Consider the following 25,649-nt stretch of genomic DNA (forward strand, 5'->3'; position numbering starts at 1 on the left):
CAACTGGAGAGCCCATGAACGCACGACGGAGGACGGTCCTGACCGCGGGCGCGGCAGGCGCCGCCGCCCTGGTGACCGGCTGCGGATCGGACGGGGACGGGGACGGGGGTGGCGGCGGGGACACGGCCGGTACGCCGACGGCATCGGGCACGGCCTCCCCCGGCGCCTCGCCCGGCGGGGAGGAGCTCGCCGCGACCGCTGACATCCCGGTCGGCGGCGGCACGGTCTTCAAGGAGCGGAAGGTGGTCGTGACCCAGCCGGAGGAGGGCGAGTTCAAGGCGTTCTCCGCCGTCTGCACCCATGCGAAGTGCCTCGTCTCCACGGTCGAGGACGGCACCATCAACTGTCCCTGCCACGGCTCCAAGTTCTCCATCACGGACGCGGCGGTCGAGGCCGGACCGGCGACCCGCCCGCTGCCGGCCGAGCGGATCACCGTCTCGGACGGAACGATCCGGCTGGGCTGAGAGCGACGGCATTCCAGCTGAGGGGACGGCTCTCCCGGCTGAGGGGACGGCTTCGCAGCCAAGGGGACGGCTTCTCCGGATGTGGCCGGGCCCTCCGCCCACGTACCCTCGCGGCCATGATCACTCCTGCTCACGAGGCTCTCGTACGCGACCACACGGTCTACTCCTGTGTGATGGGTTCGCGCGCGTTCGGGCTGGCGACGGAGGACAGCGACACCGACCGGCGGGGCGTGTTCGTCGCCCCGACCCCGCTGTTCTGGCGCCTCGACAAGCCCCCGGCCCATATCGAGGGTCCCGCCCCCGAGCAGTTCTCGTGGGAGCTGGAGCGCTTCTGCGAGCTGGCGCTGCGGGCCAATCCGAACGTGCTGGAGTGCCTGCACTCCCCGCTGGTGGAGTACGTGGACGACACCGGCCGGGAGCTGATCGCGCTGCGGGGCGCGTTCCTCTCCCGGCTGGCCCACTCCACCTTCGTCCGCTACGCGCTGGGCCAGCGCAAGAAGCTGGAGGCGGACGTACGGCAGTACGGCGAGCCCCGCTGGAAGCACGCGATGCATCTGCTGCGGCTGCTGGCGAGCTGCCGGGACCTGCTGCGGACCGGTGAACTGCGGATCGACGTGGGCGGGGCGCGCGAGGAACTGCTGGCGGTGAAGCGCGGCGAGGCGTCCTGGCCGGAGGTGGAGCGCCGGATGAACCGGCTGGCCGAGGAGAACGACGAGGCGGCGGACGCCTCACCCCTGCCGCCGGGGCCGGACCGGGCGGCGGTGGAGGACTTTCTCGTACGGGTGAGGAGGGCGTCGGCCCGGTAGTCCAGGAGCAACGGGGCGTCGGCCCGGCAGCCGGGGCGTCAGGGGCCTCAGGGCACGGGGGTGTCAGAGGCTCAGGGCCTCAGGGCCTCAGGGCCTCAGGGCCTCAGGGCCTCAGGGCGCGAGTCTCGCTCGTACGACGAGGTCGTGCAGGTCCTCGAAGGCCGTCGGGGCCTCCGGCAGCCGGGAGCGGTCCCGCGCCTCGTCCAGGACGCGGTGCAGCTCCTCGATGTCCCGGACCACCGCCTCCCTGTCCGCCTCCGTCGCCGCCGCGTGCTCCGCCTCCGCCTTGGCCGCGATCAGGCCGGGCAGATAGGCAGGGGCCCCGACCTCGTCGAGCAGCGTGGGCAGGTGGGCCCGGAGCTCCCCGCTCCGCATGAGGTGGATGCCGGTGAGCAGCGCCCGGAAGGTGTAGAGCAGCGGTTTCAGCTCGCCCGTCTTCCCGTACAGCCGCCACTGCGTCCCCGCGAAGCCCCGGTAGTGGTGGGCGTGGTTGCGGGTCAGTACGCCGGGGGCGAGGGCCGTCAGTTCGGTGTGGAGGGCGCTTGTGTGCACCACCAGCGGGGAGAGCAGCTGCTCCAGGACGTAGCCGTTGGGCCGGAGCATCAGCCGGACGAACTTGCGCAGGTCGTGGGTGACGAGGTCCAGCTCGACCCCGTCCCGCTCCCACATCCGGGTCCGGGTCTCCTCCGGCTCGCGCAGCCCCACCAGCTCCTCGGCGGGCAGGACGTGGACCCCCCGCAGGTCCACGTCCGAGTCCCGGGAGGGGAAGCCGTAGAGGTGGGCGCCGGAGACCGTGGCGAAGGCCAGCGGGTCCGGCGCTCCGGCGAGGTCGGGGCGCAGGTCGGCGACGGGCAGGCCGGCCCGGGCCAGGGTGAGGGGAGGGGTGCTCATCGCTCAAGCATCCCAGTTCGCCCGGTCAGGCATCCCAGAGCGCCCCCAGGGACAGCAGGTCGCTGCGGTACTCGATCCGCTCCGACCACTCCTTCGGCCAGGCCCCCGCGCCCAGGTGGGCCCCGGCGAAGGCGCCCGCCAGGCAGGCGATCGAGTCGGAGTCGCCCCGGGTGCAGGCGGCCCGGCGCAGGGCGGTGAGCGGGTCCTCCGGGAAGAGCAGGAAGCAGTGCAGGGCGGTGGCGAGGGCCTCCTCGGCGATCCAGCCGTCCCCGGTCCGCTCGCAGGGGTCCGTCTCCGGTGACGGGTCCCGCAGGGCCTCCTGGAGGGCGGCCAGCGCGCTCTGGCACTCGTCCCAGCCCCGGCTGATGAACGCCTCGGGCGAGGTGTCCCCGGCGTAGCGCCACAGGTCGCCGAGCCAGCGGGTGTGGTAGCGGCCGCTGTTCTCGTACGCATAACTCCGCAGCCGGCCGATAAGGCCGAGCGGTTCGGCGCCCTGGGCCAGCAGGAAGACCGCGCGGGCGGTCAGGTCGGAGGCGGCCAGGGCGGTGGGGTGGCCGTGGGTCAGGGCGGCCTGGAGCTGGGCGGCTCCGGCGCGCTGCTCGTCGCTGAGGCCGGGGACGAGGCCGATGGGCGCGACCCGCATATTGGCGCCGCAGCCCTTGGAGTGGGTCTGGCTCGCCTCCTGCCAGACGCGGGTGGTTTCGAGCAGGCGGCAGGCGGTGAGGCAGGTGTTGCCGGGGGCGCGGTTGTTCTCCGGCGAGTGGTACCAGGCGACGAACTCCCGGCGCACCGGGTCCACCAGCCGCTCCGGGGTGAGCAGTCCGCTGTCCATGGCGGTACGGATCGCCCGGCCCAGCGCGATCGTCATCTGGGTGTCGTCGGTGACGAAGGCGGGCGTCGGCAGCTCCATCCCCCGCCAGGGGCCGCACTTGGCGAGGATCGAGGGCACGTCGTTGAACTCGGTGGGGAAGCCCAGCGCGTCGCCGAGCGCGAGCCCGGTCAGCGAGCCGGTGGCCGCCTGCTTGGTCAGTCTCCGGGTGGCGAGGGTCATGGCGTTCGTCCTTCCGGGCGGGAGAGGGGTGCGTCGGTGGGCTGCGGGCGCAGCAGGGGCGGGTGGAGGGCCGTGGCGCCGCCTGCCCGGTGGAGGGCCGCCGGTTTGCCCCGGCCGCCCGTACGGCGCGGCGGGCCGTCGACCGGCTGGACGAAGCCCGGCGCGCTCAGGACCTTGCGCCGGAAGTTGGGGCGGTCCAGCTCGACGCCCCACACCGTCTCGTAGACCTGCTGGAGCTCCCCGAGGGTGAACTCGGGCGGGCAGAACTCCGTGGCCAGGCAGGTGTATTCGAGCTTGGCGCCGATCCGGTCGCGGGCGTCGGCCAGGATCCGGTCGTGGTCGAAGGCGAGCGGTCCCGTGGCGCTCACGTCCCACCACCGCGCGCTCGCCGCGTCACCGCCGCCGCGCGGTTCGGGCAGGTCCGGCAGGAGGGCGGCGTACGCGACCGAGACGACCCGCATCCTCGGGTCGCGGTCCGGTTCGGTGTAGGTGCGCAGCTGCTCCAGGTGGAGGGCGTCCACGGCGTCCGGGCCGAGGCCGGTCTCCTCGGCCAGCTCGCGGCGGGCCGCCTCGTCGGCGGACTCGCGGGGCAGGACGAACCCGCCCGGCAGCGCCCAGCGGCCCCGGAAGGGGTCTTGGCCGCGCTCGACCAGCAGGACGTGGAGGGCCGCGTCCCGGACGGTGAAGACCGCGAGGTCGACGGTGACCGCGAACGGCGGGAAGGCCTGCGGGTCGTACCCCTCGGGTACGCCGGTGCTCATCGCTTCTCCGGGAGGGGGGCGGCGAACTCCCAGCCGGTGGCGAGGAGTTCGTCCACGGCGGTGACGGCTGCGGCGAGGCGGGCCTCGGGCGGGCCGGTGACCTCGATGAACCGGCGCCCGGTGCGGGTGAGTTCGGCGCGGAAGCGGTCGGTCATCCAGGGCCGCAGCTCCTCGCCGTCCCGCAGCCCGTCGTCCTCGAAGGCGACGCCCTCGTGGTCGGTGAGCAGCCACAGGTGGTGCCCGGCCCGGTCCGCGATCTCCTCGACGAGCGGGTTGCGCCCGCCGACGTACCGCTCGTGCCAGACGGTGGTGGCGAAGGAGTCCGTATCGCAGAAGAGGACCGGGGAGCCGATCCGGGCGGCGGCCTCCTCGCGCCCGTTCTGGGCGCGGGCGATGGCGGGGAAGTCGTCGGTGGTGAAGGTGACGTCCTCCCAGGCGGCCCCGGGCCACCGTTCGCGCAGGGTGGCGAGTTTGCGTTCGCTGTACTCGCGCCCGTACTCGGCGACGTACGCCGTATGCGTCCAGACCCCGCCCCGGGCCCGGTAGTGGGCGGTGAGGGCCCGCGCGAGGGTGGTGGTGCCGGTGGACTCGGCGCCGAGGACGACGACCCGGCGGGCGAGGGCGGCCCGGACCGGCGGCCGGAGGAAGTCCCAGGAGCCGACCGGGTCCTTGCGCACGGCGGTGCCGGAGACTGGGAAAAGGGTGCGGTCGGGGTCGACGAGCACGGACGCGGCGCCGAAGCGGCGGCCGAGCTCCTCCCCGTACGCCTCCGAGGTGAAGACCGCGTCGACCCGCTCGGGCACGGCGGCCGTGAACACCGCCATGTGCGCGTCCCAGACCGCCGGGTCGGTCACGTCCATGTGCGTGTCGTCGACCGCGCCCACCACCGTGACCTCCGGGTGCACCTCGCGCATCCAGGCCACCCGGTCCGCGAGCGGGATCGACTCCACGGAGGCGGCGCAGACCAGCACGGTCAGCCGCTCGCAGCGGTCCCGGGCGGTCTCGACGAGGTGGTGGTGGCCCGCGTGCGGCGGGTAGAACTTGCCGAGCACCAGTCCGTGTCCGTAGCGCTTCATGCGGCGGCCACCTCCAGGGGACGGGCGGTGCGGGTGGTCAGGTCGCGGTGCCAGTTGCGCAGGCCGACGACGCAGAGGACGAGGAAGCCCGCGTACAGCAGCGAGGTCAGGTACAGCCCCTTGTGCGCGTACAGCGGGATGTAGACCAGGTCGGCGGCGATCCACAGCCACCAGGACTCCAGCCGCTTCCGGCACTGCCCGTACGTCGCCATCAGCGACAGCGAGGTCGTCAGCGCGTCCCAGAACGGGACGGTGGAGTCGGTGGCCCGGGCCAGCAGCAACGTGATCCCGGCGGTCCCCACCACCCCCGCCGCGAGCAGCCAGGCCCATTCGGTGCGGGTCGTCCTGCGCACCGGCAGGACGGAGGTCCCCGGTCCACCCCCGTGGGTCCAGGTCCACCAGCCGTACGCGGCGAGGGTGATGAAGACGATCTGGAGACCGGCGTCGGCGTACAGCCCGGCCTGGGCGAACAGCAGGATGAAGAAGACGTTGTTGGCGATGCCGATCGGCCAGTTGGCGATGTGCTGGCGGGCCACGAGCCAGACACAGAGCGCCCCGCTGCCGAATCCCAGCACCTCGGTCCAGCTGACCGGGGTGTCCAGGACCGTCACCAGGGGCTGTTGCAGGGGATCGAGTATGTCCGCGAGGCTCACGGGCCCGCCTCCTTCTTAATAGTCACTCTGACTATAAAGGGTGGGCGGGGGCGGCGAAAGGCCCGCGGCCGGTTCCGTTCGAACTTTCCGAACGGAACCGGCCGCGGGCCTTGGGAAAAGCAGGTGCTGCTAGAGGCCGACCTCGCGCATCAGCATGCCGACCTCGGTGTTGGTGAGGCGGCGCAGCCAGCCGGACTTCTGGTCGCCCAGCGGGATCGGCCCGAAGGACGTCCGCACCAGCCGCTCGACCGGGAATCCGGCCTCGGCCAGCATCCGGCGCACGATGTGCTTGCGGCCCTCGTGGAGGGTGACCTCCACCAGGTAGTTCTTGCCGGTGTTCTCGACCACGCGGAAGTGGTCGGCGCGGGCGTAGCCGTCCTCCAGCTGGATGCCGTCCTTGAGCCGCTTGCCGAGGTCACGCGGCAGGGGGCCCTGGATGGCGGCCAGGTAGGTCTTCTTCACGCCGTACTTGGGGTGCGTGAGGCGGTGGGCCAGCTCACCGTGGTTGGTGAGCATGATGATGCCCTCCGTCTCGGTGTCGAGACGGCCGACGTGGAACAGCCGCGTCTCGCGGTTGGTCACGTAGTCGCCGAGGCACTGGCGGCCGTCCGGGTCCTCCATGGAGGAGACGACACCGGCGGGCTTGTTCAGCGCGAAGAAGAGGTACGACTGCGCGGCGACGGTCAGACCATCGACCTTGATCTCGTCCTTGTGCACATCGACGCGCATGCCCTGCTCGACGACGATCTCGCCGTTGACCTCGACGCGGGCCTGCTCGATCAGCTCCTCGCACGCGCGGCGCGAGCCCATACCGGCCCGGGCGAGGACCTTCTGCAGCCGCTCGCCCTCCTGCTCGGCGCCCGGGTGGGTCTTGGGGAGCTTGATGTCGGGCTTGTTCGCGTACCGGTCGCGGTTGCGCTGCTCGATCTTGGCGTCCAGCTCACGCGGGCGTGAGGGAGCGCCGCGACGGAAACCGCCGGTACGGCCGGAGCCGCCCTGCGCGGACTTCGGGCCGCCCTTGGCGCCGCCGCGAGCCGCCGAGCCGCGGCCCTTGCGGGGGCCGTCCTGCTCGGTACGGGCGCCGGGGGCGTCGTTGCCCACGTCGTAGCGGCGCTCCTCGGGGCGGGGACGGCGGGGGCGCTGCTCCTGCTCGTCCCAGCCGCCGCCCTGGGAGCTACGGCCGCCCTGGGAGCCCGGACGCCCGCCCTGACCGCCGGGACGGCCGCCGCCCTGGCCGCTGCCGCCGCGTCCGCCCTGGGCCCCGCGTCCGCCGCCGCCCTGGCCACCGGGACGACCGCCCTGGCCGCCGCCCTGGCCCGGGCGGAAGGAGCCGCCGCCGCTGCGGCCGCCACTGCCCGCGCCGCCGCCGCTCCGGCCGCTGCCGCTTCCGCTGTTCCTGCCACTGCTTCGCATCAAAATTCCGTCTTGTCGTCTGCGTGAGTATCCGGGGTGTCCGGTGCGTCCGGATCGAACGACGGCACACCCTCTAGCGTCTCAGCCTCGATCGCGTCCGCCTCCGGGAGGAAGGGCGCGAGCTCCGGGAGCTCGTCCAGGCCGCGCAGGCCCATTCGCTCCAGAAAGTAGTTCGTCGTCCTGTACAGGATCGCACCTGTTTCGGGTTCCGCGCCCGCCTCGGCCACCAGGCCCCTCTGGAGGAGGGTCCGCATGACGCCGTCGCAGTTGACTCCGCGCACCGCCGAGACCCGCGAACGGCTCACCGGCTGCCGGTAGGCGACCACCGCCAGGGTCTCCAGCGCGGCCTGGGTCAGCCGGGCGTGCTGGCCGTCCAGGACGAAGCCCTCGACGGCCGCCGCGTACTCGGGGCGGGTGTAGAACCGCCAGCCGCCCGCGACCAGCCGCAGGTCGAAGCCCCGGCGCTGCACGGTGTACTCGTCGGCCAGCTCCCGCAGCGCGTCCGCCACGGCCCGGCGGGGCCGCTGGAGCACCTTGGCCAGCTGGTCGACGGTGGCGGGCTCGTCGACGACCATGAGGACCGCCTCCAGAGCGGGCTTCAGATCGAGGGAAGCGACCGCGCCCGTGCCGTCCGCCTGGACCGGCTGCTCACTCATTCCCGTACGTCCTCCTCGTCACTGCCCCCGTTGAGTTCCTGGTCGAACTCGTCCGTCACCACCGGCTCCGCGCCCGCCCCGCCGCACCAGGCCACCAGCAGCTCCCCCAGCGCCTCGCCCTGGTCCAGGGTGACGGCCTTCTCCCGGTACAGCTCCAAGAGGGCCAGGAAGCGGGCCACCACGGTGAGGGTGTCGGGGGCGTCCTCGGTGAGCGCCCGGAAGCTCATCGCCGCCCCGGCCGCGCGCAGCCGCTCCACCACGATGCCCGCCTGCTCCCGCACGCTGACGAGGGGGGCGTGGATGTGGTCCACGTACACCTGGGGCTTCGGCTTCGGCTGCATCGCCTTGACGGCGAGCTTCGCGAACCCCTCGGGCCCGATGCTGATGACGACCTCGGGCAGCAGCTCGGCGTGGTGGTCCTCCAGGCCGACGGTACGGGGGTGGCGGCGGGCCTCGGACTCCAGGCGGCCGCTGAAGATCTCCGCGATCTGCTTGTACGCGCGGTACTGGAGCAGCCGCGCGAAGAGCAGGTCCCGCGCCTCCAGGAGGGCCAGGTCCGCCTCGTCCTCCACCTCGGCGGCGGGCAGCAGCCGGGCGGCCTTCAGGTCGAGCAGGGTGGCGGCGACCACGAGGAACTCGGTGGTCTGGTCGAGGTCCCAGTCCGGGCCCATGGCGCGGATGTACGCCATGAACTCGTCGGTGACCTTGGAGAGCGCGACCTCGGTCACGTCCAGCTTGTGCTTGGAGATCAGCTGGAGGAGGAGATCGAAGGGGCCCTCGAAGTTCACCAGCCGGACGGTGAACCGCCTGTCGTCGGACGCCCCGGGCTCGGCTTCGGGCTCCCGTACGGGCTCAGCCCCGGCTTCGGGCTCCCGTACGGGCTCAGCCTCGGCTTCGGGCTCCCGCTCCGGTACGGGGCCGGCTTCGGGCTCCCGTACGGACTCGGGCTCGGCCACCGGCTCCCGTACGGGCTCCGCAGCCGCGGCGGGAGCAGTCTCCGGTACGGGAACGGCTTCCGGTTCCCGTACGGGCTCCGGAGCCGCCTCCTCCGCCTCCTCAGGCGCCTCCTCAGGCTCCTCCACGGGCGGCGGAGCCGCCCCCGGCCCCCGCCCCAGGGCACGGCGGCGCGGGGTGGTGGGGTCGGCGGGCGTCGGCATGGTGGTCCAGGGGTGGTGCGGGGGTGCGGACGGGGCCCGCCGAGCGGCGGGTCCCATCCGGCAGGCTACCGGCGGTGCGCCGGTCAGCGGCCGCGCAGCCGCCGGACGAGGATGCTCGCGTCGCCCCGGGACTCCAGGTCGGCCAGGACCACCGCCACCGCCTCGCGGACGATGCGGCCCCGGTCGACGGCGAGGCCGTGTTCGCCGCGCAGGACGAGCCGGGCGTGTTCGAGGTCCATCAGCTCCTCGGCGGAGACGTAGACCGTGATCTTCTCGTCGTGGCGCTCCCGGCCGCTGGGCCGCCGGTTGGCGCCGCGTCCGCCGCCGCGCCTGCGCTGCTGCTGGACGGCCTGCGACTGCTCCGCCGGGGCGGCCCGGTCGCCGGACGGGGCGGGGGCAGGTGCGGGAGCGGCGGCCCGGCGGTCACCCTCGCCGCCCCGGCCGCGCGCGTCGTCGGCGTCGCCGGATGCGTGCTCCTCACCGCTCTCGGAACGGTCGGCGGGATCGCTCTCCCCCGCCGGTGCGGGCACCCGTGGCTCGCCGTTCGCCTTGCGTCGCCGGTCCGCCGGGGAGGAGGACTGGAGACCCATGCCCCCTCCGGTGGTACGGAACAGTTCGTCGGCCCCCGGCAGACTCACTCGGCGTGACACCGGGCGAGCACCTCCCTGGCGAGCTGGCGATAGGCGGCGGCACCGACCGAGTTGGAGGCGTAGGTGGTGATGGGCTCACCGGCGACCGTGGTCTCCGGGAAGCGGACCGTGCGCCCGATGACCGTGTGGTAGACGTGCTCGTCGAAGGCCTCGACGACGCGGGCCAGCACCTCGCGGCTGTGCACCGTACGGGAGTCGTACATGGTGGCGAGGATGCCGTCGAGCTCCAGCTCGGGGTTGAGCCGCTCCTGGACCTTCTCGATGGTCTCGGTGAGCAGCGCGACCCCGCGCAGCGCGAAGAACTCGCACTCCAGCGGCACTATGACCTTGTGAGCGGCCGTCAGGGCGTTCACGGTGAGCAGGCCGAGCGAGGGCTGACAGTCGATCACGATGTAGTCGTAGTCGGCCATCAGCGGCTTCAGGGCGCGCTGGAGCGTGGACTCGCGGGCCACCTCGCTGACGAGCTGCACCTCGGCGGCCGAGAGGTCGATGTTGCTCGGCAGCAGGTCCATGTTGGGGACGGCGGTCTTCAGCAGGACCTCGTCGGCCGCCATGCCCCGCTCCATGAGCAGGTTGTAGACGGTGAGGTCGAGCTCCATCGGGTTGACCCCGAGGCCGACCGAGAGGGCGCCCTGCGGGTCGAAGTCGACGAGCAGGACGCGGCGTCCGTACTCGGCGAGCGCGGCACCCAGGTTGATGGTCGACGTGGTCTTGCCGACGCCGCCCTTCTGGTTGCACATCGCGATGATCTTCGCGGGGCCGTGGTCGGTCAGGGGACCCGGGATCGGGAAGTACGGCAGGGGCCGTCCGGTCGGGCCGATGCGCTCGCGGCGCTGACGCGCGGCGTCGGGCGCGAGCGTGGCCGCGTACTCCGGATCGGGCTCGTACTCGGCGTCGGGGTCGTAGAAGTGCCCCTCGGGCACCTCGGCGAAGTCGGCGAAGCGGTCGGTGTTCCGGCCACTCTCGTTGCCGGCCGTGGCGTTCACGTGTAGGCCGTCCATCATCTGGGGGGCTGTCGTCATGTGCTGTTGGGTGGTGAAGGTGCGGACAGCGACGGAGCCGACAGCTTCGAGCCCGATCGGGCTCAGACCCCGTGCGGGCATCCCTGGTTGACCACCCCCGGGAGTAATTGTCGACTCATTCACAAGTCGTCTTACCTCCTTGGACGTGACCAGGAAACTTATCGATAGGTCAGCGTGGCACCATGCCGACGATTGGCGACTCTATGGCGTGTCACCGGTCCGCAGCAACACAATCCGCCGGACCCGGCCCGATGTGTCGGCAATCGAACGCCTCGCTGTCAAGGGTGCACAGCGACCAAGCCGCACATTTCGCCGCTGCACGAATCGGGTAAAGGGTTACGTTCGAGGCGAGTTGCACAAGGGCCTCACAGGGCCCGATACGCCTCCGGCCGGACCTTGCCGCGCAAGGTCCGGCCGGAGTCCCGATGTTGACGGGAGGTGTTGACCCGTCAGCCGAGCAGGGTGCTCAGCTCGACGTGCGGGAGGCCGTGCGCCTCGGCCACCTCGCGGTAAACGACCTGGCCCTCATGGGTGTTGAGGCCCTTGGCCAGGGCGGCGTCGCGGCGCAGGGCGTCGGCCCAGCCACGGTTGGCCAGCTCCACGATGTACGGGAGCGTGGCGTTGGTGAGCGCGTAGGTGGAGGTGTTCGGGACCGCGCCGGGCATGTTGGCGACGCAGTAGAAGACCGAGTCGTGGACCTGGAAGGTCGGCTCGGCGTGGGTGGTCGGGTGCGAGTCCTCGAAGCAGCCGCCCTGGTCGATCGCAATGTCGACAAGTACACTTCCGGGCTTCATCTTGGCGACGAGCTCGTTGGTGACCAGCTTCGGGGCCTTGGCTCCGGGGATCAGCACGGCGCCGATGACGAGGTCGGCCTCGACGACGGCCTTCTCCAGCTCGAAGGCGTTGGAGACGACGGTCTTCACCTTGGTGCCGAAGATCTTGTCGGCCTCGCGCAGCTTGTTGATGTCGCGGTCGAGCAGCGTGACGTGGAAGCCGAGGCCCACGGCGATCTGCGTGGCGTTCCAGCCGGAGACGCCACCGCCGATGACGACGGCCTCGCCCGCGTGGGTGCCGGGGACACCGCCGGGGAGCACACCCCGGCCGCCGACCGAGCGCATCAGGTGGTACGCGCCGACCTGCGGGGCCAGACGGCCCGCGACCTCGGACATCGGGGCGAGCAGCGGCAGGGCGCGGTTGGCGGTCTCCACCGTCTCGTAGGCGATGGCGGTGGTGCCGGAGGCCAGCAGCGCGTCGGTGCACTCGCGGGAGGCGGCGAGGTGCAGGTACGTGAAGAGGGTCTGGTCCTTGCGGAGGCGGTGGTACTCCTCGGCGACCGGCTCCTTGACCTTGAGCAGCAGGTCGGCGGCGGCCCAGACCTCGTCGGCGGTGTCCAGGATCTGCGCGCCCGCGGCGACGTACTCCTGGTCCGGGATGGACGAGCCGACGCCGGCGTCTCGCTCGATGACGACCTGGTGGCCGTGGCGGACGAGCTCATGCACTCCGGCGGGGGTGATCGCCACCCGGAACTCGTTGTTCTTGACTTCGCGGGGGATGCCGACCTTCACGTCGATCACGGTCCTTGGCTCGGAGGGTAATCCGGGCACGATAGAACAGACCCGGACATATACATCATAAATGGAGACGCCACGAAGGAACGCGGCAGAGCCAGTCTAATGAAGGACTTCGCGCTGTCTAGCCTTACAAAGCATTAACTTTCTGTCGAAGCACTGCGGATTTCGTAGGCAGAACCCTCCTCGCCCAGCAATCTGTCGGCAGCGGCCCTGTGCAGCCGGGCCGCCGCCGGATCGCCGAGCCGGTCCAGGGTGTCGGCCAGCCGGAGCTGGAGCGCCGCCTGAAGCCGCACGTCATCGGCGCGACGGGCCAGCCCGGCCGCCTCCCGGCAGGTGTGCAGCGCGTCGTAGGGCCGCCCCGCGTACTCCTGCACCCGCGCCGCCTCGCTGAGCGCCCGCGCCTGGGCCGCCAGGTCGCCGAGCCTGCGGTGGCCCGCGGCGGCGGCCCGCCAGTTCCGCAGCGCCTCGCCGTACCGCCCGGCATAGCTGTGGACCGCGCCGAGCCGCCCGTAGAGGCGCGCCTCGTCGGCCCGCTCCCCCTGGGTGAGGCGCTGGGCGAGCGCCCTGCCGTACCAGTCGGAGGCCCGGTGGAAGTCGCCCAGCTCCGCGTACGTACTGCCTACGGATTCCATCGCGCGGCCCGTCGCGTACAGGTCCCCGGCGGCCCGTCCGGCGTCCAGCGCGGCCCGGTAGCGGGTCAGGGCGTCCCGGGTGCGGCCGGTGCGGGCGTCCAGGTCCGCGAGGTTCAGCAGCGCCGCCGCCTGCTCGCGGGGCAGGTTCCGGCGCTCCGCCACGTCCAGGACCAGTCCGTGCAGCCCGTACAGCTCGGGGGCGGCGGCCTCGGTGCCCCGGTGCACGGCCAGCGCCCGCACCAGGGCGGCGACCAGGCGGCGGGCCAGGGTGTCCAGCTCGCCGTCGGCCACCGCGAGCCGGGCCGAGGCGAGCAGCGCGGGCTGACGCAGCAGCAGCCAGACGCCCGCCTCCTCCGCGCTGGGGAAGCGCAGGGAGCGGGGCAGCCCGGCGAGCCTGCGGTGGGCGGTGGAGCCGTCCGCCTCGGTGACCGCCCGGCAGGCCTGGAGCCTGCGTACGGTCCGCTCCAGCATCCGGGCGCGGGCGAGCTGGATCTCGGCGGGGCGCTCGCGCTCCTCCAGGAGGGCCCGCAGCATCGGGGCGAGGCAGCCGGGCACGCCGTACTGGGGGTGGGCGGCGCCGTCCGTCCGCAGCAGCCCGAGCTTCACGAAGTCGTCCAGCGTCGACTGCGCGGCCGAGACCGAGCAGCCCGCCAGCGCGGAGGCCGTGTGGGCGTCGGCGAGCCCGGCGGGCGCGAGGGCCAGCAGGCGCAGTATCCGGGCGGCGGCCTGCGGCAGGGAGTCGTGGACGAGACGGAAGGCGCGGGCCAGCGGGCGGGCCCCGGTGGGCTGCTGGTCGCCGGATTCGGGGAGCTCGTGGAGCTGCTTGGTGACGTCGGCGACGGAGGCCATGGGGTGGGCGGCGAGCCAGCCGCCGATCAGGGCGAGCGCGGCGGGCTGTCCCCCGCACTCCTCGGAGAGGCTCTCGGCGGTACGCGGATCGACGGTGATGCGGACCTGGCCGATGACCCGGGCGAGGAGCTGGACGGCCGCGCCCGCCTCCAGGCCGCCGATGGTGCAGGGCCGCACGTCCGGGATGCCGGTCAGCGGGCCGGTCGCGGTGGCGACGACCAGGCAGTCCGGGTTCTCCGGGAGCAGCGGGTCGACCTGTTCGGCGTCGGCCGCGTCGTCGAGCAGCAGGACGAGACGGCGTACGGAAAGGGCCTCGCGGACCATCTCGGAGAGCTCGTCCTGATCCGCGCCGGGCGGCACGTCGAGGCCGAGCAGGGCAAGGATCTCGCCCGCCGTGCGCTCGGTGGGGACCCGTTCGCCGCCGGGTTCGGTGAGGCCGACCCGGAGCACCCCGTCGGGGTAGTCGCCGGAGCCCGTACCGGCAACGGCCCAGGGCAGCGCGCCCGTTCCGGTCTCCGGACCGCAGGCGTCGGCCGGGGCCGGGCCCGTACCGGTGAGGGCGCCCGCGAGTTCGGCGGCGAGGGTGCTGCGGCCCGAGCCGGGGCGGCCCGCGATGAGCAGGACCCGGGCGCGGGGGGTCTTGCGGCCGGCCAGGGTGTCCAGGCCGGCCCGCTCGATGTCCGCCCGCAGGGCCTTCAACTCGCGTTCGCGGCCGAAGAATCGGGGCGGGGCGGCGCCGGACGGCTCCTCGGTCCCCGCGGTCTCGGCCGGGCCGCTGGTGTCCACCGCCTGATCGGTCACGAGCCACGCTCCACTTCGCTGCACGCGGTGCCCGCCGGAACTCCGGTCGGGTGCCTTTCGAGCGTAGTTCAGCGGTGGTGTGGATCACTGCGGTGCGGGGCGGAGCAGGGCGAACATCCCCCGATCGGATCAGCATTTCTTACGATCGTCCGACCGGGGTCTGTCCGTGAGAGGAAGCGGACGTTCCGTCAGGCCTCGAACGGCCGGGCCGGCCAGGGCGCCTCGGCGGGCCGCAGCGAGGCGACGCCGTCGCCCGCGAGCACGGCGGTGAGCGCGAGGGCCCCGACGACCAGGCAGTTGTTGTGCAGGTCCCCCGCGAGCACCGAGCGCACCAGCTCGGGCAGCGGGATACGGGCCTGCTCCATGTCGGCCTCCTCCTCGGAGACCGCGAACCGCTCGCCCTCCACGTCGGAGAGACCCCGGGCGAGGAAGATCCGTACGGCCTCGTCGCAGCCGCCGGGCGTGGTGTAGACGTCGGTCAGCACCCGCCACTCCTCGGCCTTGACGTGCGCCTCCTCGTACAGCTCGCGCTGGGCGGCGTGCAGGGGGTTCTCACCGGGGACATCGAGCAGCCCGGCGGGGATCTCCCAGAGCCGCTGACGGACCGGGTGGCGGTACTGGCGTACGACGATGACCTGGTCGTCCTCGTCGACCGCGAGGATCGCGACGGAACCCGGGTGGACCTGGTAGTCACGGCCGTGGACGGAGCCGTCGGGCATGACGACCTGGTCGGTGCGGACGCTGGTCTTGTTGCCGGTGAAGGGGGTGACGGTCGCGGTGACCTGCCACTCCTCGGGCGTGTCCTGGATACCCACTGCGTCCTCCCACGTACCACGTACCAAACGAGAAACCGGGGTACGCGTCCCTCAAGGATCCGTACCCCGGTCAACCGTAATGCCTCGGAACTACTGGGCCGTGCCGACCTTGCGCGCGACGGCCGCCTTCACCAGACCGGCGAAGAGCGGGTGCGGGCGGGTCGGGCGGGAGCGGAGCTCGGGGTGGGCCTGGGTGGCGACCAGGTAGGGGTGGACCTCGCGCGGGTACTCGACGTACTCGACGAGCTTGTTGTCCGGGGAGGTGCCGGAGAAGACGAGCCCGGCCTTCTTCTCCAGCTCACCGCGGTAGGCGTTGTTGACCTCGTAGCGGTGGCGGTGGCGCTCCTCGACGTAGGGCTCACCGGCGTACGCCTCGCGCACCACGGAGCCCTCGGCGAGCTTGGCCGGGTAGAGGCCGAGCCGCATGGTGCCGCCCAGGTCGCCCGCGCCCTCGACGTAGGCGAGCTGCTCCTCCATGGTCGAGATGACCGGGTGGGAGGTGGCGGCGTCGAACTCGGTGGAGTTGGCGTCGGGGATCTCGGCCAGCGAGCGGGCCGCCTCGATCACGATGCACTGGAGGCCCAGGCAGAGGCCGAGCAGCGGGACCTTGTTCTCACGGGCGTAGCGGATGGCGCCGACCTTGCCGTCGACCCCGCGCTCACCGAAGCCGCCGGGGATGAGGATCCCGTCGACGTCGCCCAGGTGCTCGGCGGCACCGGCCGCGGTGCGGCAGTCGTCGGAGGTGACCCACTTGACCTTGACCCGGGCCTTGTTGGCGAAGCCGCCGGCCCGGATGGCCTCGGTGACCGAGAGGTAGGCGTCGGGCAGGTCGATGTACTTGCCGACCAGCGCGACGGTGACCTCGTGGTCGGGGTTGTGGACCCGGTCCAGGAGGTCGTCCCAGGTGGTCCAGTCGACGTCCCGGAAGGGCAGGTCGAGCTTGCGGACGACATAGGCGTCCAGGCCCTCGGTGTGCAGGACCTTGGGGATGTCGTAGATCGACTTGGCGTCGATCGCGGCGACGACCGCGGCCTCGTCGACATCGCACATCAGCGAGATCTTGCGCTTGATGGAGGTCGGGACCTCACGGTCGGCGCGGAGCACGATGGCATCCGGCTGAATACCGATGTTGCGCAGAGCGGCCACCGAGTGCTGGGTGGGCTTGGTCTTCAGCTCGCCGGAGGGGCCGATGTAGGGCAGCAGCGAGATGTGCACGACGAAGACGTTGTCGCGGCCGACCTCGTGGCGGACCTGGCGGACGGTCTCCAGGAACGGCAGCGACTCGATGTCGCCGACCGTGCCGCCGACCTCGGTGATGACGACGTCCACGTCGTCGGTGGCCATGCGGCGGATGCGGTGCTTGATCTCGTTGGTGATGTGCGGGATGACCTGGACGGTGTCGCCCAGGTACTCGCCGCGCCGCTCCTTGGCGATGACCTGCGAGTAGACCTGGCCGGTCGTCACGTTGGCGGAGCCGTCGAGGTCGACGTCGAGGAAGCGCTCGTAGTGGCCGATGTCCAGGTCGGTCTCGGCGCCGTCGTTGGTGACGAACACCTCACCGTGCTGGAAGGGGTTCATCGTGCCGGGGTCGACGTTGAGGTAGGGGTCGAGCTTCTGCATGGTGACCCGCAGGCCACGTGCCTTGAGCAGGGCACCCAGGCTGGAGGCAGTCAGACCCTTGCCGAGGGAGGAGGCGACACCCCCGGTGACGAAGATGTGCTTGGTCGTCGTGGATGTGGGCTGCATAGCCAAAGGGGGCTCCCGTGGTCGCGTGTTGTGAGGTGCGTACCGGCCGCCCAGCCGGGGATTCCGGGGGCGCCGTCGCTGCGGTTCGGGGGCCTCGTCCGCTGTCGCGAACGACCACCGGTCCACGGGCTACCAGGGTAACAGCGACAGGGAGAGGCTGCTTCCGGCCACACCCTGCACAGGGGCGTCACACCATCACCCCCGTCGTTTCACGTCCCACCCGATCAGCGCAGAGATGTTGCGGGGACCGTCGCGCGGATCTTCGTACCGCGTCGTATCCTGCTCGGACACTCGCTGCCGAGACGGCCGGACGGCGGCACCACCCAGGCCCGCTGCCGGTGACAGGAACTCGTCGGTTCCTCCAGGGTGAAGACCCTACGACCCTCTTGACCCCTGACCCCAGTAAGCGCCCCGGACGGGGCGACATGGCCGTTCGACTGGAGACGCACGTGGCCGGGCGCATCGAGGATTACGCACTCATCGGAGACATGCAGACCGCTGCCCTGGTCTGCCGGGACGGTACAGCGGACTGGCTGTGCCTTCCCCGCTTCGATTCGCACGCCGTCTTCGCAGGACTGCTGGGCACCGAGGAGCACGGCTTCTGGCGTCTGGGTCCGGCGAGGGCGGAAGGAGCCGAACCGCTGTCGGCGGACCGGCGCCGCTACCGCGGTGACTCCCTCGTCCTGGAATCGGAGTGGGACACGCCCCGCGGCACCGTACGGGTGACCGATTTCATGCCACCGCGGGACGGGGCACCGCAGCTCATCCGGATCGTGGAGGGCGTCAGCGGCCGGGTGCCGATGCGCTCGGAGCTCCGCATGCGGTTCAGCTACGGCCGGGTGACGCCGTGGGTGCACAAGGTGGACGGCCGTACGGTCGCCGTCGCCGGGCCGGACTCCGTCTGGCTGGACACCGAGGCGGACACCTACGGCAAGAACCTGACCACCTACTCCGACTTCACCGTCGGCCCCGGCGACCGGGTGGCCTTCACGATCAGCTGGCAGCCCTCGCACCGCGAGCCGCCCGCCCTCCCCGACCCGGAGGGGTCCCTGGAGGCCACGGAGCTGTTCTGGCGCGAATGGGTCGATCAGTGTACGTACCACGGGCCCTACCGGGAGGCGGTCGTCCGCTCCCTGATCACCCTGAAGGCCCTCACGTACGCCCCGACCGGCGGCATCGTCGCCGCGCCGACCACCTCGCTCCCCGAGGAGATCGGGGGCGTACGGAACTGGGACTACCGCTACACCTGGCTGCGGGACGCCGCGATCACCCTCTCCTCGCTGCTGCGCACCGGCTACCGGGAAGAGGCCCGGGCGTGGCGTGAGTGGCTGCTGCGGGCGGTGGCGGGCGACCCCGAGAACCTCCAGATCATGTACGGCATCGCCGGTGAGCGCGAGCTCGGCGAGGCGGAGCTGGACTGGCTGCCCGGTTACGAGAACTCCGGCCCGGTCCGCGTCGGCAACGGCGCGGCCAACCAGCTCCAGCTCGACGTCTACGGCGAGGTCACCGAGGCGCTGCACCTGGCGCACATGACGGGGCTGACCCGCAACGACTACGCCATGGGCCTCCAGCTCAAGCTGATCGAGTACCTGGAGAAGCACTGGGAGGAGCCCGACGAGGGCATCTGGGAGGTGCGCGGCCCCCGCCGCCACTTCGTGCACTCCAAGGTGATGGCGTGGGTCGCGGTCGACCGGACGATCAAGCTGGTCGAGTCCGGGGACGTGGAAGGCCCGCTGGAGCGGTGGTACGAGCTCCGCGACGACATCCACCGGGACGTCTGCGAGCGCGGCTACGACAAGGAGCGCAACACCTTCACCCAGTCCTACGGGTCGAAGGAGCTGGACGCCTCCCTGCTGCTCATCCCGCAGATGGGCTTCCTGCCGCCGGACGACAAGCGGGTCATCGGCACGATCGAGGCGATCCAGCGGGAGCTGTCCACGGAGGACGGCTTCATCCTGCGCTACCCCACCGAGGGCGAGGAGGCGGGCGTCGACGGTCTGGCGGGCGACGAGGGCGCGTTCCTGGCCTGTTCGTTCTGGATGGCCGACGACCTCGCGATGATCGGCCGGGTCGACGAGGCGCGGCAGCTCTTCGAGAAGCTGCTCGCGCTCCGCAACGACCTGGGCCTGCTGGCCGAGGAGTGGGACTCCAACCTCCAGCGTCAGGTGGGCAACTTCCCGCAGGCGTTCAGCCACGTCCCGCTGATCGACACGGCCCTGCGGCTGACGGCGAGCGGCGCGTACGTGGGCTGAGCCCTCACCGGACCGCCCGTCGTGCCCCTCACGGCGCGGTGGGCGGTTCGGCCGTGTACGCCCGGTGCAACGCCTCCAGGAACCGGGGCGCGGCGGGCAGTTCGGTGGTGCCGATGCGGTGGACGGCCACGCCCGGGGTCCAGGAGTTCATGACGGCCGCGCCGGCCAGGGCGGGCAGGTCGTCGGGCGTGACCGCCGCGACCCGCTGTCCGATGCCGAGCGCGGTCAGCTGCCTGCGGACGATGCCGAGCGTCGTGCCGGTCAGGATCCGGGCCTCGGGCCACACCACCGACTCGCCGTCCCAGAACACCAGGTTCCAGATCGTTGCCTCACTGAACCGGCCCTCCCGGTCCAGGAAGGCGGCGTCGTCGAAACCCTCGGTGGCGGCCCGGCGGAGCAGGTGGGTCTTGGCGACCTCGCCGACGTGCTTGACGTGCGGCAGGAACCGTTCGTGCTCCACCGCCGCGAGGGCGAGCGGGCCGCCGGGGCCGGAGGACGGCGGTCCGGTACGGACCAGGAGGGCGGGGTCGGCGTCGGCCGCGGTGAACTCTCCGGCCGGGGAGTACACCGTGGCGGTCAGCGAGAGGCCGGCGGCCGGTCCGGCGGCCAGTGCCGTACGGAGGTGGGCGCGGACCACGTCATCCGGGAGGGCCCGGCCGAACAGCTCGACCGACGCGGACCGCAGCCGTTCCAGGTGGAGGTCCAGACCGCGGACCCGGCCGTCGCGGACCTGCATCGCGGTGAAGTGGGCGTGGCCCGCGAAGGCGAGGGGGGCCAGGTCGTCCGCGGTCGCCGTCCGGCCGTTCACGTGTACGAGGTTCGAGGAATCTTCGCTCATGTGTGTGACGTTAAGGCTTGACACCGATGACAAGGTCAAGCGCCGAAGTGCGGGGAAGGCAGGGGGATCGTGCTGATCGGGGAGCTGTCCCGGCGGACGGGCGTCAGTGCGCGGTCGTTGCGGTACTACGAGGCGCAGGGGCTGCTGGAGGCGGGGCGCGGGGCGAACGGCTATCGCGCCTACGACGAGGACGCGGTCGCCTCCGTACGGAAGATCCGCGCGCTGCTGCGGGCCGGGCTCTCCACCGAGGTGATCCGTCAGGTGCTGCCGTGTGCCCGGGGCGAGCAGCCGGGGTTCGACTGGTGTGCGGAGCTGCGGGCGATCCTGGACGGGGAGCTGGAGGAGCTGGACGAGCAGATCGAGGCGTTGCGGCGGAGCCGGGGCGCGTTGGCCGGGCTGTTGGCGGCGCGGGGGTAGCGGTGAGGGGTACGGCCCCGGGGGCGGCTGCCCCGGGGCCGTACGGGTCGGTCTATTCGAAGGCCGCTGCCGCCTGCTTGAGCGCGGCGGCGACCGCCTCCGGTGAGTCGGGGCCGGGCTCCCCGGGGGTGTAGGTGACCGAGCGCAGGGTGCCCCCGTACCGGAACGAGCGGTGGCGTTCGAACAGCGGCCAGGAGACCGGGGACTTGCGGTCGATGCCGACGCTGATGCCCTGGAACGGGGCCATGCCGATGAGCTGGTGGACGCTGGGCGGGGTCGCCCTCACCTCGCCGTCGACGCTGACCGTGAACGACCAGCGCAGGCCCTTCTCCGCCGTGGCGATGAGAACGACGACGTGTTCTCCCGGCGCGAGCGGTCCGGCGTCGGTCTCGTAGAGGACGCCGTACTCGTTGTACGCGAGGTGGAGCCGGCCGTCCTCCACGTAGAGGCTGTAGCCGCCGCCCTGGTCGCCGTGGGAGACGAGCACCCCCTCCCCCGTCTCGTCGATGACCACGGTGATCTCGAAGGAGCGCAGGGAGACCAGCCGGGAGGAGCGGTAGCGCTCCAGCTCGGGGGTGCCGGGCAGCAGGGTCAGCGGCCGGGTCAGCCGTTGTTCGGCGGGGTTGCGGCGGGCGAGGGCGCCGCTGCCGTCGGGGAGCGGGAAGACCCCGTTGCGCCAGGCGGCGGTCTCCCAGGCCTCGGACAACTCCTTGACCAGGTCAGGGCGTTCGGCGGCGAGGTCGTGGATCTCGGTGGGGTCGGTGCGGATGTCGTAGAGCGCCCACTCGGAGTCGTCGTAGGGGGTGCCGGGGCGGTGCAGGGTGACGAGCTTGTGGCCGCCCCGGTAGTAGCTGCGGTTGCCGGTCATCTCGCAGTACTGCTCGGGGTGGGTGGAGGCGTGGTCGGGGTCGGCGAGCACGGGGGTGAAGCTGATGCCGTCCGGCTCCTGGAGGGTGACCCCGCGCCGCTCGGCCGGGCGCTCCAGTCCGGCCAGCCGCAGGAGGGTGGGGGCGATATCGGTGACGTACTGGTACTGCGTGCGCACCCCGGGGGCGAGGAGCCCTTCGCGGGCGCCCCTGGGCCAGGAGAGGACGAACGGGACGCGGACCCCGCCCGCGTACGTGTGCCCCTTGTAGAGCCGGAAGGGGGTGTTGGAGGCCATGCCCCAGCCGCGCGGGTAGTGGACCAGGCTGCGCGGGCCGCCGATGAGTTCGGGGTCCCGGTCGACGTCGGGGGTCCAGTCGCCGGGGAGGGCGGGGTGGTGGACGAAGCGGCTGAAGTAGGAGCGGGTGCCCTCGGCGCCGCCCTCTCCGGTGCCGCCGTTGTCGGAGGTGAAGACGATGATGGTGTTGTCGAGTTCGCCGAGCGCTTCGAGGGTTTCGGTGAGCCGGGCGAGGTTCTGGTCGATGTTGTCGACGAGCGCCGCGTACACCTCCATATACCGCGCGTAGAGCCTCTGTTGCTCCTCGGTGAGGCTGTCCCAGGCGGGGACGTCGAGTCCGGCCTCGCTGTTGCGGTCGGGCAGTTCGGTGCCGGGCGGGAGGAGTCCGGCGGCGAGCTGGGCGGCGAAGCGGCGTGTCCGCAGGACGTCCCAGCCCTCGTCGTAGCGGCCCTTGTGGCGGGCGATGTCCTCGGCCTTGGCCTGCAACGGGCCGTGGACGGCGTTGTGGGCGAGGTAGAGGAAGAACGGCTTGTCGGGGTCGTGGGCGCGGAGCGACTTCACCATGGAGATCGCCTGGTCGGTGATGTCGTCGGTGTAGTAGTAGTCGTCCGGGAACTCGTCGATGCCCAACGGGCTGTTGTCGCGGACCAGTTGGTGCGGGTGGAAGAGGCTGGTGAGCCCTTCGAGGACGCCGTAGTACTGGTCGAAGCCCTTGTTGAGCGGCCAGTTGTCCCGGTCGTCGGCGGCGTTGGAGGCGGAGTCGCGGACCAGGTGCCACTTGCCGACGGCGTAGGTGGCGTAGCCGGTGTCGTGGAGCAGTTCGGCCAGGGTGGGGATGTCGTCGGCGATCTCCATGCCGTAACCGGGGAAGCCCGGGTCGGCGTTGGCGACCATGGAGTAGCCGACGCGGTGCGGGTTGAGGCCGGTGAGCAGGGCGGCGCGGGCCGGGGAGCAGAGCGGCATGGTGTGGTAGTTGGAGAGCCGGACGCCCTCCTCGGCCAGGGTGTCGAGCGTCGGCGTGGCGATCTCGGAGCCGAACGGGCCGATGTCACTGTACCCCATGTCGTCGACGAGGACGACCACGATGTTGGGGGCCTTCTCGCCAGGTGCGGTGCGCGGCGGCCAGGACGGCTCGGACTCGGCGAAGGTGCGGCCGATCCGGCCGGGGAAGCCGTCGTAGGGGTCACGGCGGGTGGGGTCGGGGGCGGCGGCGGGGTCGGTGGTCATCGGCTGGGCTCTCCGTCGTGGCTGGAGTGGTGGTCTGAGGCGGGGAAGAGGCGGGCCAGTTCGTCGGCGAGCGCGGTCAGTTGGGCGCGTCCGGGGTGGCCGGTGAAGGCGGCGATCTGGAGGAGGGTGGAGCCGCCCCGGACGGTGAGCAGCTCGGTGTCCAGGAGGCCGGGGACGATCCGGCGGACCGCGTCGGCCGCCGCCGGTTCGGCCAGGAGGTCTGCCAGTGGGGTACGGAGGTTGAGCGCGCCCTCGGTGAACTCGTGGGAGCGGGCGGCGGGTTGGCGTCCCGCCTCGGCCCGCTCACGCTGGGCGTCGACCAGCAGATGGATCTCGCCGACGTCCTCGGGGGCGTACGGGAGTCCGAGGCGGGTGTACTGGTCGGCGGGGGCGTCGTTGGCGCGCAGCCGTTCCACCAGGAGCCGGGCCATGCGCAGTTCGACGGCGGTGTCGCTGACCGGCTTCTCCTGGAGCGGGTCGGCCGCCAGGTCGAAGAGGAGGGTGCCGAAGCGCTGTGGCCCGAGGAGGGGTGAGGGGTGGGCGGGGATACGGAGGGTGGGGACGCCCTTGGTGAAGGGGAAGGGCTCGGCGAGGGTGAGGCCGGTCAGCTCCTCGGGGGTGAAGCGGCCCCGGATGCGGGTGGGCATCAGCGTGTGCTCGTACAGCGGCTGGTTGGTGTCGTCGTGACAGGCCCGCATATAGACGTACCGGCCGTCGGTGATGTTGACGTGCCCGCCGAACATGCCGAACAGGGCTGATTCACGCGGCTGTTGTGCGTCGGCGGTTTCGCGCAGCGGCCGGCCCTGCATGTCCGGCGGAAGCGCGGCGCCGAAGAAGTCCAGCAGGGTCGGGGCGAGGTCGATGGTCTGGACGAGGGCCGCGTCCCGGGTCCCGGCGCGGTCGGGGCGGCGCGGGTCGTGGACGAAGAGCGGGGTGTGGACCAGCTCGTTGTACCAGGGTGTGACGACCTTCGCCCACCAGCCCTTCTCCCCCAGCAGATAGCCGTGGTCGGTGCAGACGATCAGCAACGTGTCGTCCCAGAGCCCGAGTTCGTCCATCGCGTCCAGCACCCGGCCGAGCGAGTGGTCGCACATGGAGAGCAGCGCCGCGTACTCGTAACGGGCGTGCTGCTCCTGCTCCTTGGTCTCGGTGACCCGGTTGTAGTCGGGCCAGTCGAAGTGCGGGCCGTCGTAGTCGTGCGGGTAGAGGTCCTTGTAGTGGTCCTGGGTGAAGAAGGGTTCGTGGGGGTCGAAGGTCTCGATCTGGACGAACCAGTCGTCCTCGGTGTGGTTCGTCCGCAGGAATTCGATCCCCGCGTCGAAGGTGAGGGTCTGCGGCTGCTTCGCCTCGGTGTCCAGGTACTGCCGGTTGACCCAGTCCTGCCGCCAGAGGTCGTTGCGGGTGGCGCGCGGGGATTCGGGGATCTCCGGGTCGGCGACCTGCCCCTTCCAGGCGTCGCCCTCCTGACCCCGGAAGAACTCCCAGGAGTTGTACCGCCCGTGGTAGGTCGCCCCGCCGTCCTCCCAGTAGTGCTGGTGGTCGCTGACGAGGTGGGTGTAGACGCCGTGCCGCTTCAGGATCTCGGGCATCGAGTCGTCGAACGGTTCCAGCGGACCCCAGCCCCGGTGGAGGAAGTTGTGCCGCCCGGTGTGGAGTTCACGGCGGGCCGGCATGCAGGGCATGGACCCGGCGTAGCAGGTGTCGTAGGTGACCGTACGTTCCGCCAGGCGGCGGAAGTTGGGGGCGTGGGTCCAGTCGGCGCCGTACGGGGGCAGCAGATGCCGGTTGAGGCTGTCGAACATGACCATGACGGCCTTCACGCGGTGTTCCGTCCTTCCGCGGGATCGAGGGGCTTCAGGTCGCGGGCGCGGCGGAAGCCGCCGTGGCCGGTCGAGGAGTCGGGGGTGTTGTGGGAGCGGGCGGCGACCCGGTAGCGGTTGCAGTAGGAGGTGTGGCAGAGGTAGGAGCCGCCCCGGATGACCCGTTCACCGGGCCCGAAGGCGTCGGCGCACCACTCCCAGACGTTGCCGGAGGTGTTGTGGAGCCCGTAGCCGTTCGGTTCGTACGCGGTGACGGGCACGGTCCCCGTACGGCCGCCGGGCCGGTCCGAGCGGTGCGGGAAGCGGCCGAGCCAGGTGTTGCACATCTCCCTTCCGCCGGGGGTGAGTTCGTCGCCCCACGGATAGCGGGCGCCCTCCAGGCCGCCGCGTGCCGCGTACTCCCACTCGGCCTCGGTGGGCAGCCGGGTCCCGGTCCACTCGCAGTAGGCGAGGGCGTCGTCGTACGAGATGTGGACGACCGGGTGGTCCGCCCGGTCCGCGAGGTCGGAGCCCGGCCCTTCCGGCGCGGCCCAGGAGGCCCCGGTGACGCCGAGCCACCAGGGGGCGCCGGGCACCCGTCCGAGGACATGGCGCCCGGCGGCCTCGGGGTGGAGCAGCAGGTGGAAGACGTAACTGCTGCCGTAGCGCTCGGCGTCGGTGCGGTAGCCGGTGGCGTCCGCGAAGGCCGACCACTCGGCGTTGGTGACGGCGGTGGTGTCGATGGCGAAGGGGGCCACGGTGACTTCGCGTACCGGGCCCTCCCGGTCGGCGAGGTAGCCCTCGTCGAAGGCGTCGCCCATGCGGAAGGTGCCGCCGGGGAGTTCGGCCATCTGTCCGGCTTCCGCGGTGGCCGGTCGGCGTACGGCTGGGAGCGGCAGGAGGGCCGTGGACGCCCCCGTACAGGCGCGTCCCGGGGTGC

At 72.0% G+C, this 25,649-nt stretch carries 22 protein-coding genes; 4 read left to right on the forward strand and 18 right to left on the reverse strand.

Annotated features, from left to right (window positions below; translation table 11 throughout):
- The first annotated feature begins 14 nt into the window (after positions 1–14).
- Both ACFW9Z_RS31775 and ACFW9Z_RS31780 read left to right on the forward strand, forming a co-directional pair.
- Positions 15–464 carry a Rieske (2Fe-2S) protein gene (locus ACFW9Z_RS31775; protein WP_384646204.1) on the forward strand — a complete coding sequence of 150 codons (450 nt, stop codon included), beginning with the start codon at positions 15–17 and terminating at the stop codon, positions 462–464.
- Positions 465–580: 116 nt separating this feature from the next.
- On the forward strand, positions 581–1,270 hold the full coding sequence (locus ACFW9Z_RS31780; protein ID WP_384646206.1) for a DNA polymerase beta superfamily protein: 690 nt from the start codon (positions 581–583) through the stop codon (positions 1,268–1,270).
- A gap of 111 nt (positions 1,271–1,381) precedes the next feature.
- On the opposite strand, the gene ACFW9Z_RS31785 is transcribed toward ACFW9Z_RS31780, so the two are convergent.
- The 14 genes from ACFW9Z_RS31785 to ACFW9Z_RS31850 form a co-directional block, all read right to left on the reverse strand.
- Positions 1,382–2,161, reverse strand: coding sequence for a DNA polymerase beta superfamily protein (locus tag ACFW9Z_RS31785; protein ID WP_384646208.1), 780 nt, complete (start codon positions 2,159–2,161; stop codon positions 1,382–1,384).
- 25 nt (positions 2,162–2,186) lie between these two features.
- Entirely contained in the window at positions 2,187–3,212 is a 1,026-nt protein-coding gene (locus tag ACFW9Z_RS31790; RefSeq protein WP_384646210.1) for an ADP-ribosylglycohydrolase family protein, read from the reverse strand.
- Positions 3,209–3,973 (reverse strand): NUDIX domain-containing protein, encoded by a 765-nt coding sequence (locus tag ACFW9Z_RS31795; protein ID WP_384646213.1) that lies wholly within the window; start codon positions 3,971–3,973, stop codon positions 3,209–3,211. The genes ACFW9Z_RS31790 and ACFW9Z_RS31795 overlap by 4 nt, the downstream gene beginning before the upstream one ends.
- A complete protein-coding gene (locus ACFW9Z_RS31800) occupies positions 3,970–5,049 on the reverse strand; it encodes an AAA family ATPase (protein ID WP_384646215.1) in 1,080 nt (359 codons plus the stop codon). Before ACFW9Z_RS31800 ends, ACFW9Z_RS31795 begins: the two co-directional genes overlap by 4 nt.
- A complete protein-coding gene (pnuC, locus tag ACFW9Z_RS31805; protein ID WP_384646217.1) occupies positions 5,046–5,702 on the reverse strand; it encodes a nicotinamide riboside transporter PnuC in 657 nt (218 codons plus the stop codon). The genes ACFW9Z_RS31800 and pnuC overlap by 4 nt, the downstream gene beginning before the upstream one ends.
- A 129-nt stretch (positions 5,703–5,831) precedes the next feature.
- Positions 5,832–7,115 carry a pseudouridine synthase gene (locus ACFW9Z_RS31810; protein ID WP_384646219.1) on the reverse strand — a complete coding sequence of 428 codons (1,284 nt, stop codon included), beginning with the start codon at positions 7,113–7,115 and terminating at the stop codon, positions 5,832–5,834.
- A complete protein-coding gene (scpB, locus tag ACFW9Z_RS31815) occupies positions 7,115–7,771 on the reverse strand; it encodes an SMC-Scp complex subunit ScpB (protein WP_384646221.1) in 657 nt (218 codons plus the stop codon). The genes ACFW9Z_RS31810 and scpB overlap by 1 nt, the downstream gene beginning before the upstream one ends.
- Positions 7,768–8,928: a segregation/condensation protein A gene (locus ACFW9Z_RS31820; RefSeq protein WP_384646282.1), complete on the reverse strand. Its 1,161-nt coding sequence runs from the start codon at positions 8,926–8,928 to the stop codon at positions 7,768–7,770. Before ACFW9Z_RS31820 ends, scpB begins: the two co-directional genes overlap by 4 nt.
- An 83-nt stretch (positions 8,929–9,011) precedes the next feature.
- A complete protein-coding gene (locus ACFW9Z_RS31825; RefSeq protein WP_384646284.1) occupies positions 9,012–9,566 on the reverse strand; it encodes a hypothetical protein in 555 nt (184 codons plus the stop codon).
- Entirely contained in the window at positions 9,563–10,681 is a 1,119-nt protein-coding gene (locus ACFW9Z_RS31830) for a ParA family protein (protein ID WP_018515503.1), read from the reverse strand. The genes ACFW9Z_RS31825 and ACFW9Z_RS31830 overlap by 4 nt, the downstream gene beginning before the upstream one ends.
- Before the next feature lie 368 nt (positions 10,682–11,049).
- On the reverse strand, positions 11,050–12,165 hold the full coding sequence (gene ald / locus ACFW9Z_RS31835; RefSeq protein ID WP_384646286.1) for an alanine dehydrogenase: 1,116 nt from the start codon (positions 12,163–12,165) through the stop codon (positions 11,050–11,052).
- 143 nt (positions 12,166–12,308) lie between these two features.
- Positions 12,309–14,453 carry a tetratricopeptide repeat protein gene (locus ACFW9Z_RS31840; RefSeq protein ID WP_384646223.1) on the reverse strand — a complete coding sequence of 715 codons (2,145 nt, stop codon included), beginning with the start codon at positions 14,451–14,453 and terminating at the stop codon, positions 12,309–12,311.
- Positions 14,454–14,641: 188 nt separating this feature from the next.
- Positions 14,642–15,268: an NUDIX domain-containing protein gene (locus ACFW9Z_RS31845; protein ID WP_384646225.1), complete on the reverse strand. Its 627-nt coding sequence runs from the start codon at positions 15,266–15,268 to the stop codon at positions 14,642–14,644.
- 90 nt (positions 15,269–15,358) lie between these two features.
- Positions 15,359–17,014, reverse strand: a complete 1,656-nt coding sequence (locus ACFW9Z_RS31850; protein WP_384646227.1) for a CTP synthase — start codon at positions 17,012–17,014, stop codon at positions 15,359–15,361.
- A gap of 449 nt (positions 17,015–17,463) precedes the next feature.
- Here ACFW9Z_RS31850 and ACFW9Z_RS31855 point away from each other — a divergent pair, with 449 nt between their 5' ends.
- Entirely contained in the window at positions 17,464–19,266 is a 1,803-nt protein-coding gene (locus ACFW9Z_RS31855; protein ID WP_384646289.1) for a glycoside hydrolase family 15 protein, read from the forward strand.
- A 28-nt stretch (positions 19,267–19,294) separates the two neighbouring features.
- On the opposite strand, the gene ACFW9Z_RS31860 is transcribed toward ACFW9Z_RS31855, so the two are convergent.
- On the reverse strand, positions 19,295–20,104 hold the full coding sequence (locus tag ACFW9Z_RS31860; RefSeq protein WP_384646230.1) for an aminotransferase class IV family protein: 810 nt from the start codon (positions 20,102–20,104) through the stop codon (positions 19,295–19,297).
- A gap of 69 nt (positions 20,105–20,173) precedes the next feature.
- Between ACFW9Z_RS31860 and ACFW9Z_RS31865 the strand changes: the two genes are divergently transcribed.
- A complete protein-coding gene (locus tag ACFW9Z_RS31865) occupies positions 20,174–20,521 on the forward strand; it encodes a MerR family transcriptional regulator (RefSeq protein WP_384646232.1) in 348 nt (115 codons plus the stop codon).
- A 52-nt stretch (positions 20,522–20,573) separates the two neighbouring features.
- Here ACFW9Z_RS31865 and ACFW9Z_RS31870 read toward each other — a convergent pair whose 3' ends face one another.
- From ACFW9Z_RS31870 to ACFW9Z_RS31880, 3 genes are read right to left on the reverse strand one after another with little or no spacing between them, the layout of a single operon-like run.
- Positions 20,574–22,910 (reverse strand): sulfatase-like hydrolase/transferase, encoded by a 2,337-nt coding sequence (locus ACFW9Z_RS31870; RefSeq protein WP_384646234.1) that lies wholly within the window; start codon positions 22,908–22,910, stop codon positions 20,574–20,576.
- Positions 22,907–24,730, reverse strand: coding sequence for a sulfatase (locus tag ACFW9Z_RS31875; RefSeq protein ID WP_384646236.1), 1,824 nt, complete (start codon positions 24,728–24,730; stop codon positions 22,907–22,909). Before ACFW9Z_RS31875 ends, ACFW9Z_RS31870 begins: the two co-directional genes overlap by 4 nt.
- Positions 24,727–25,560, reverse strand: a complete 834-nt coding sequence (locus ACFW9Z_RS31880) for a formylglycine-generating enzyme family protein (protein WP_384646291.1) — start codon at positions 25,558–25,560, stop codon at positions 24,727–24,729. Before ACFW9Z_RS31880 ends, ACFW9Z_RS31875 begins: the two co-directional genes overlap by 4 nt.
- Positions 25,561–25,649 lie beyond the last annotated feature (89 nt).

Source organism: Streptomyces sp. NPDC059452 (genome assembly GCF_042750035.1).
GTDB lineage: Bacteria > Actinomycetota > Actinomycetes > Streptomycetales > Streptomycetaceae > Streptomyces.

What these genes read in the sequence shown, in the direction of transcription:
- ACFW9Z_RS31830 (WP_018515503.1), bottom strand. Translation starts at nt 10,681, where the DNA reads ATGCCCGCACGGGGTCTGAGCCCGATCGGGCTCGAAGCTGTCGGCTCC.
- ACFW9Z_RS31800 (WP_384646215.1), bottom strand. Translation starts at nt 5,049, where the DNA reads ATGAAGCGCTACGGACACGGACTGGTGCTCGGCAAGTTCTACCCGCCG.
- ACFW9Z_RS31850 (WP_384646227.1), bottom strand. Translation starts at nt 17,014, where the DNA reads ATGCAGCCCACATCCACGACGACCAAGCACATCTTCGTCACCGGGGGT.
- ACFW9Z_RS31780 (WP_384646206.1), top strand. Translation starts at nt 581, where the DNA reads ATGATCACTCCTGCTCACGAGGCTCTCGTACGCGACCACACGGTCTAC.
- ACFW9Z_RS31785 (WP_384646208.1), bottom strand. Translation starts at nt 2,161, where the DNA reads ATGAGCACCCCTCCCCTCACCCTGGCCCGGGCCGGCCTGCCCGTCGCC.
- ACFW9Z_RS31870 (WP_384646234.1), bottom strand. Translation starts at nt 22,910, where the DNA reads ATGACCACCGACCCCGCCGCCGCCCCCGACCCCACCCGCCGTGACCCC.
- ACFW9Z_RS31795 (WP_384646213.1), bottom strand. Translation starts at nt 3,973, where the DNA reads ATGAGCACCGGCGTACCCGAGGGGTACGACCCGCAGGCCTTCCCGCCG.
- ACFW9Z_RS31820 (WP_384646282.1), bottom strand. Translation starts at nt 8,928, where the DNA reads ATGCCGACGCCCGCCGACCCCACCACCCCGCGCCGCCGTGCCCTGGGG.
- ACFW9Z_RS31810 (WP_384646219.1), bottom strand. Translation starts at nt 7,115, where the DNA reads ATGCGAAGCAGTGGCAGGAACAGCGGAAGCGGCAGCGGCCGGAGCGGC.
- scpB (WP_384646221.1), bottom strand. Translation starts at nt 7,771, where the DNA reads ATGAGTGAGCAGCCGGTCCAGGCGGACGGCACGGGCGCGGTCGCTTCC.
- ACFW9Z_RS31860 (WP_384646230.1), bottom strand. Translation starts at nt 20,104, where the DNA reads ATGAGCGAAGATTCCTCGAACCTCGTACACGTGAACGGCCGGACGGCG.
- ACFW9Z_RS31790 (WP_384646210.1), bottom strand. Translation starts at nt 3,212, where the DNA reads ATGACCCTCGCCACCCGGAGACTGACCAAGCAGGCGGCCACCGGCTCG.
- ACFW9Z_RS31775 (WP_384646204.1), top strand. Translation starts at nt 15, where the DNA reads ATGAACGCACGACGGAGGACGGTCCTGACCGCGGGCGCGGCAGGCGCC.
- ACFW9Z_RS31880 (WP_384646291.1), bottom strand. Translation starts at nt 25,560, where the DNA reads ATGGCCGAACTCCCCGGCGGCACCTTCCGCATGGGCGACGCCTTCGAC.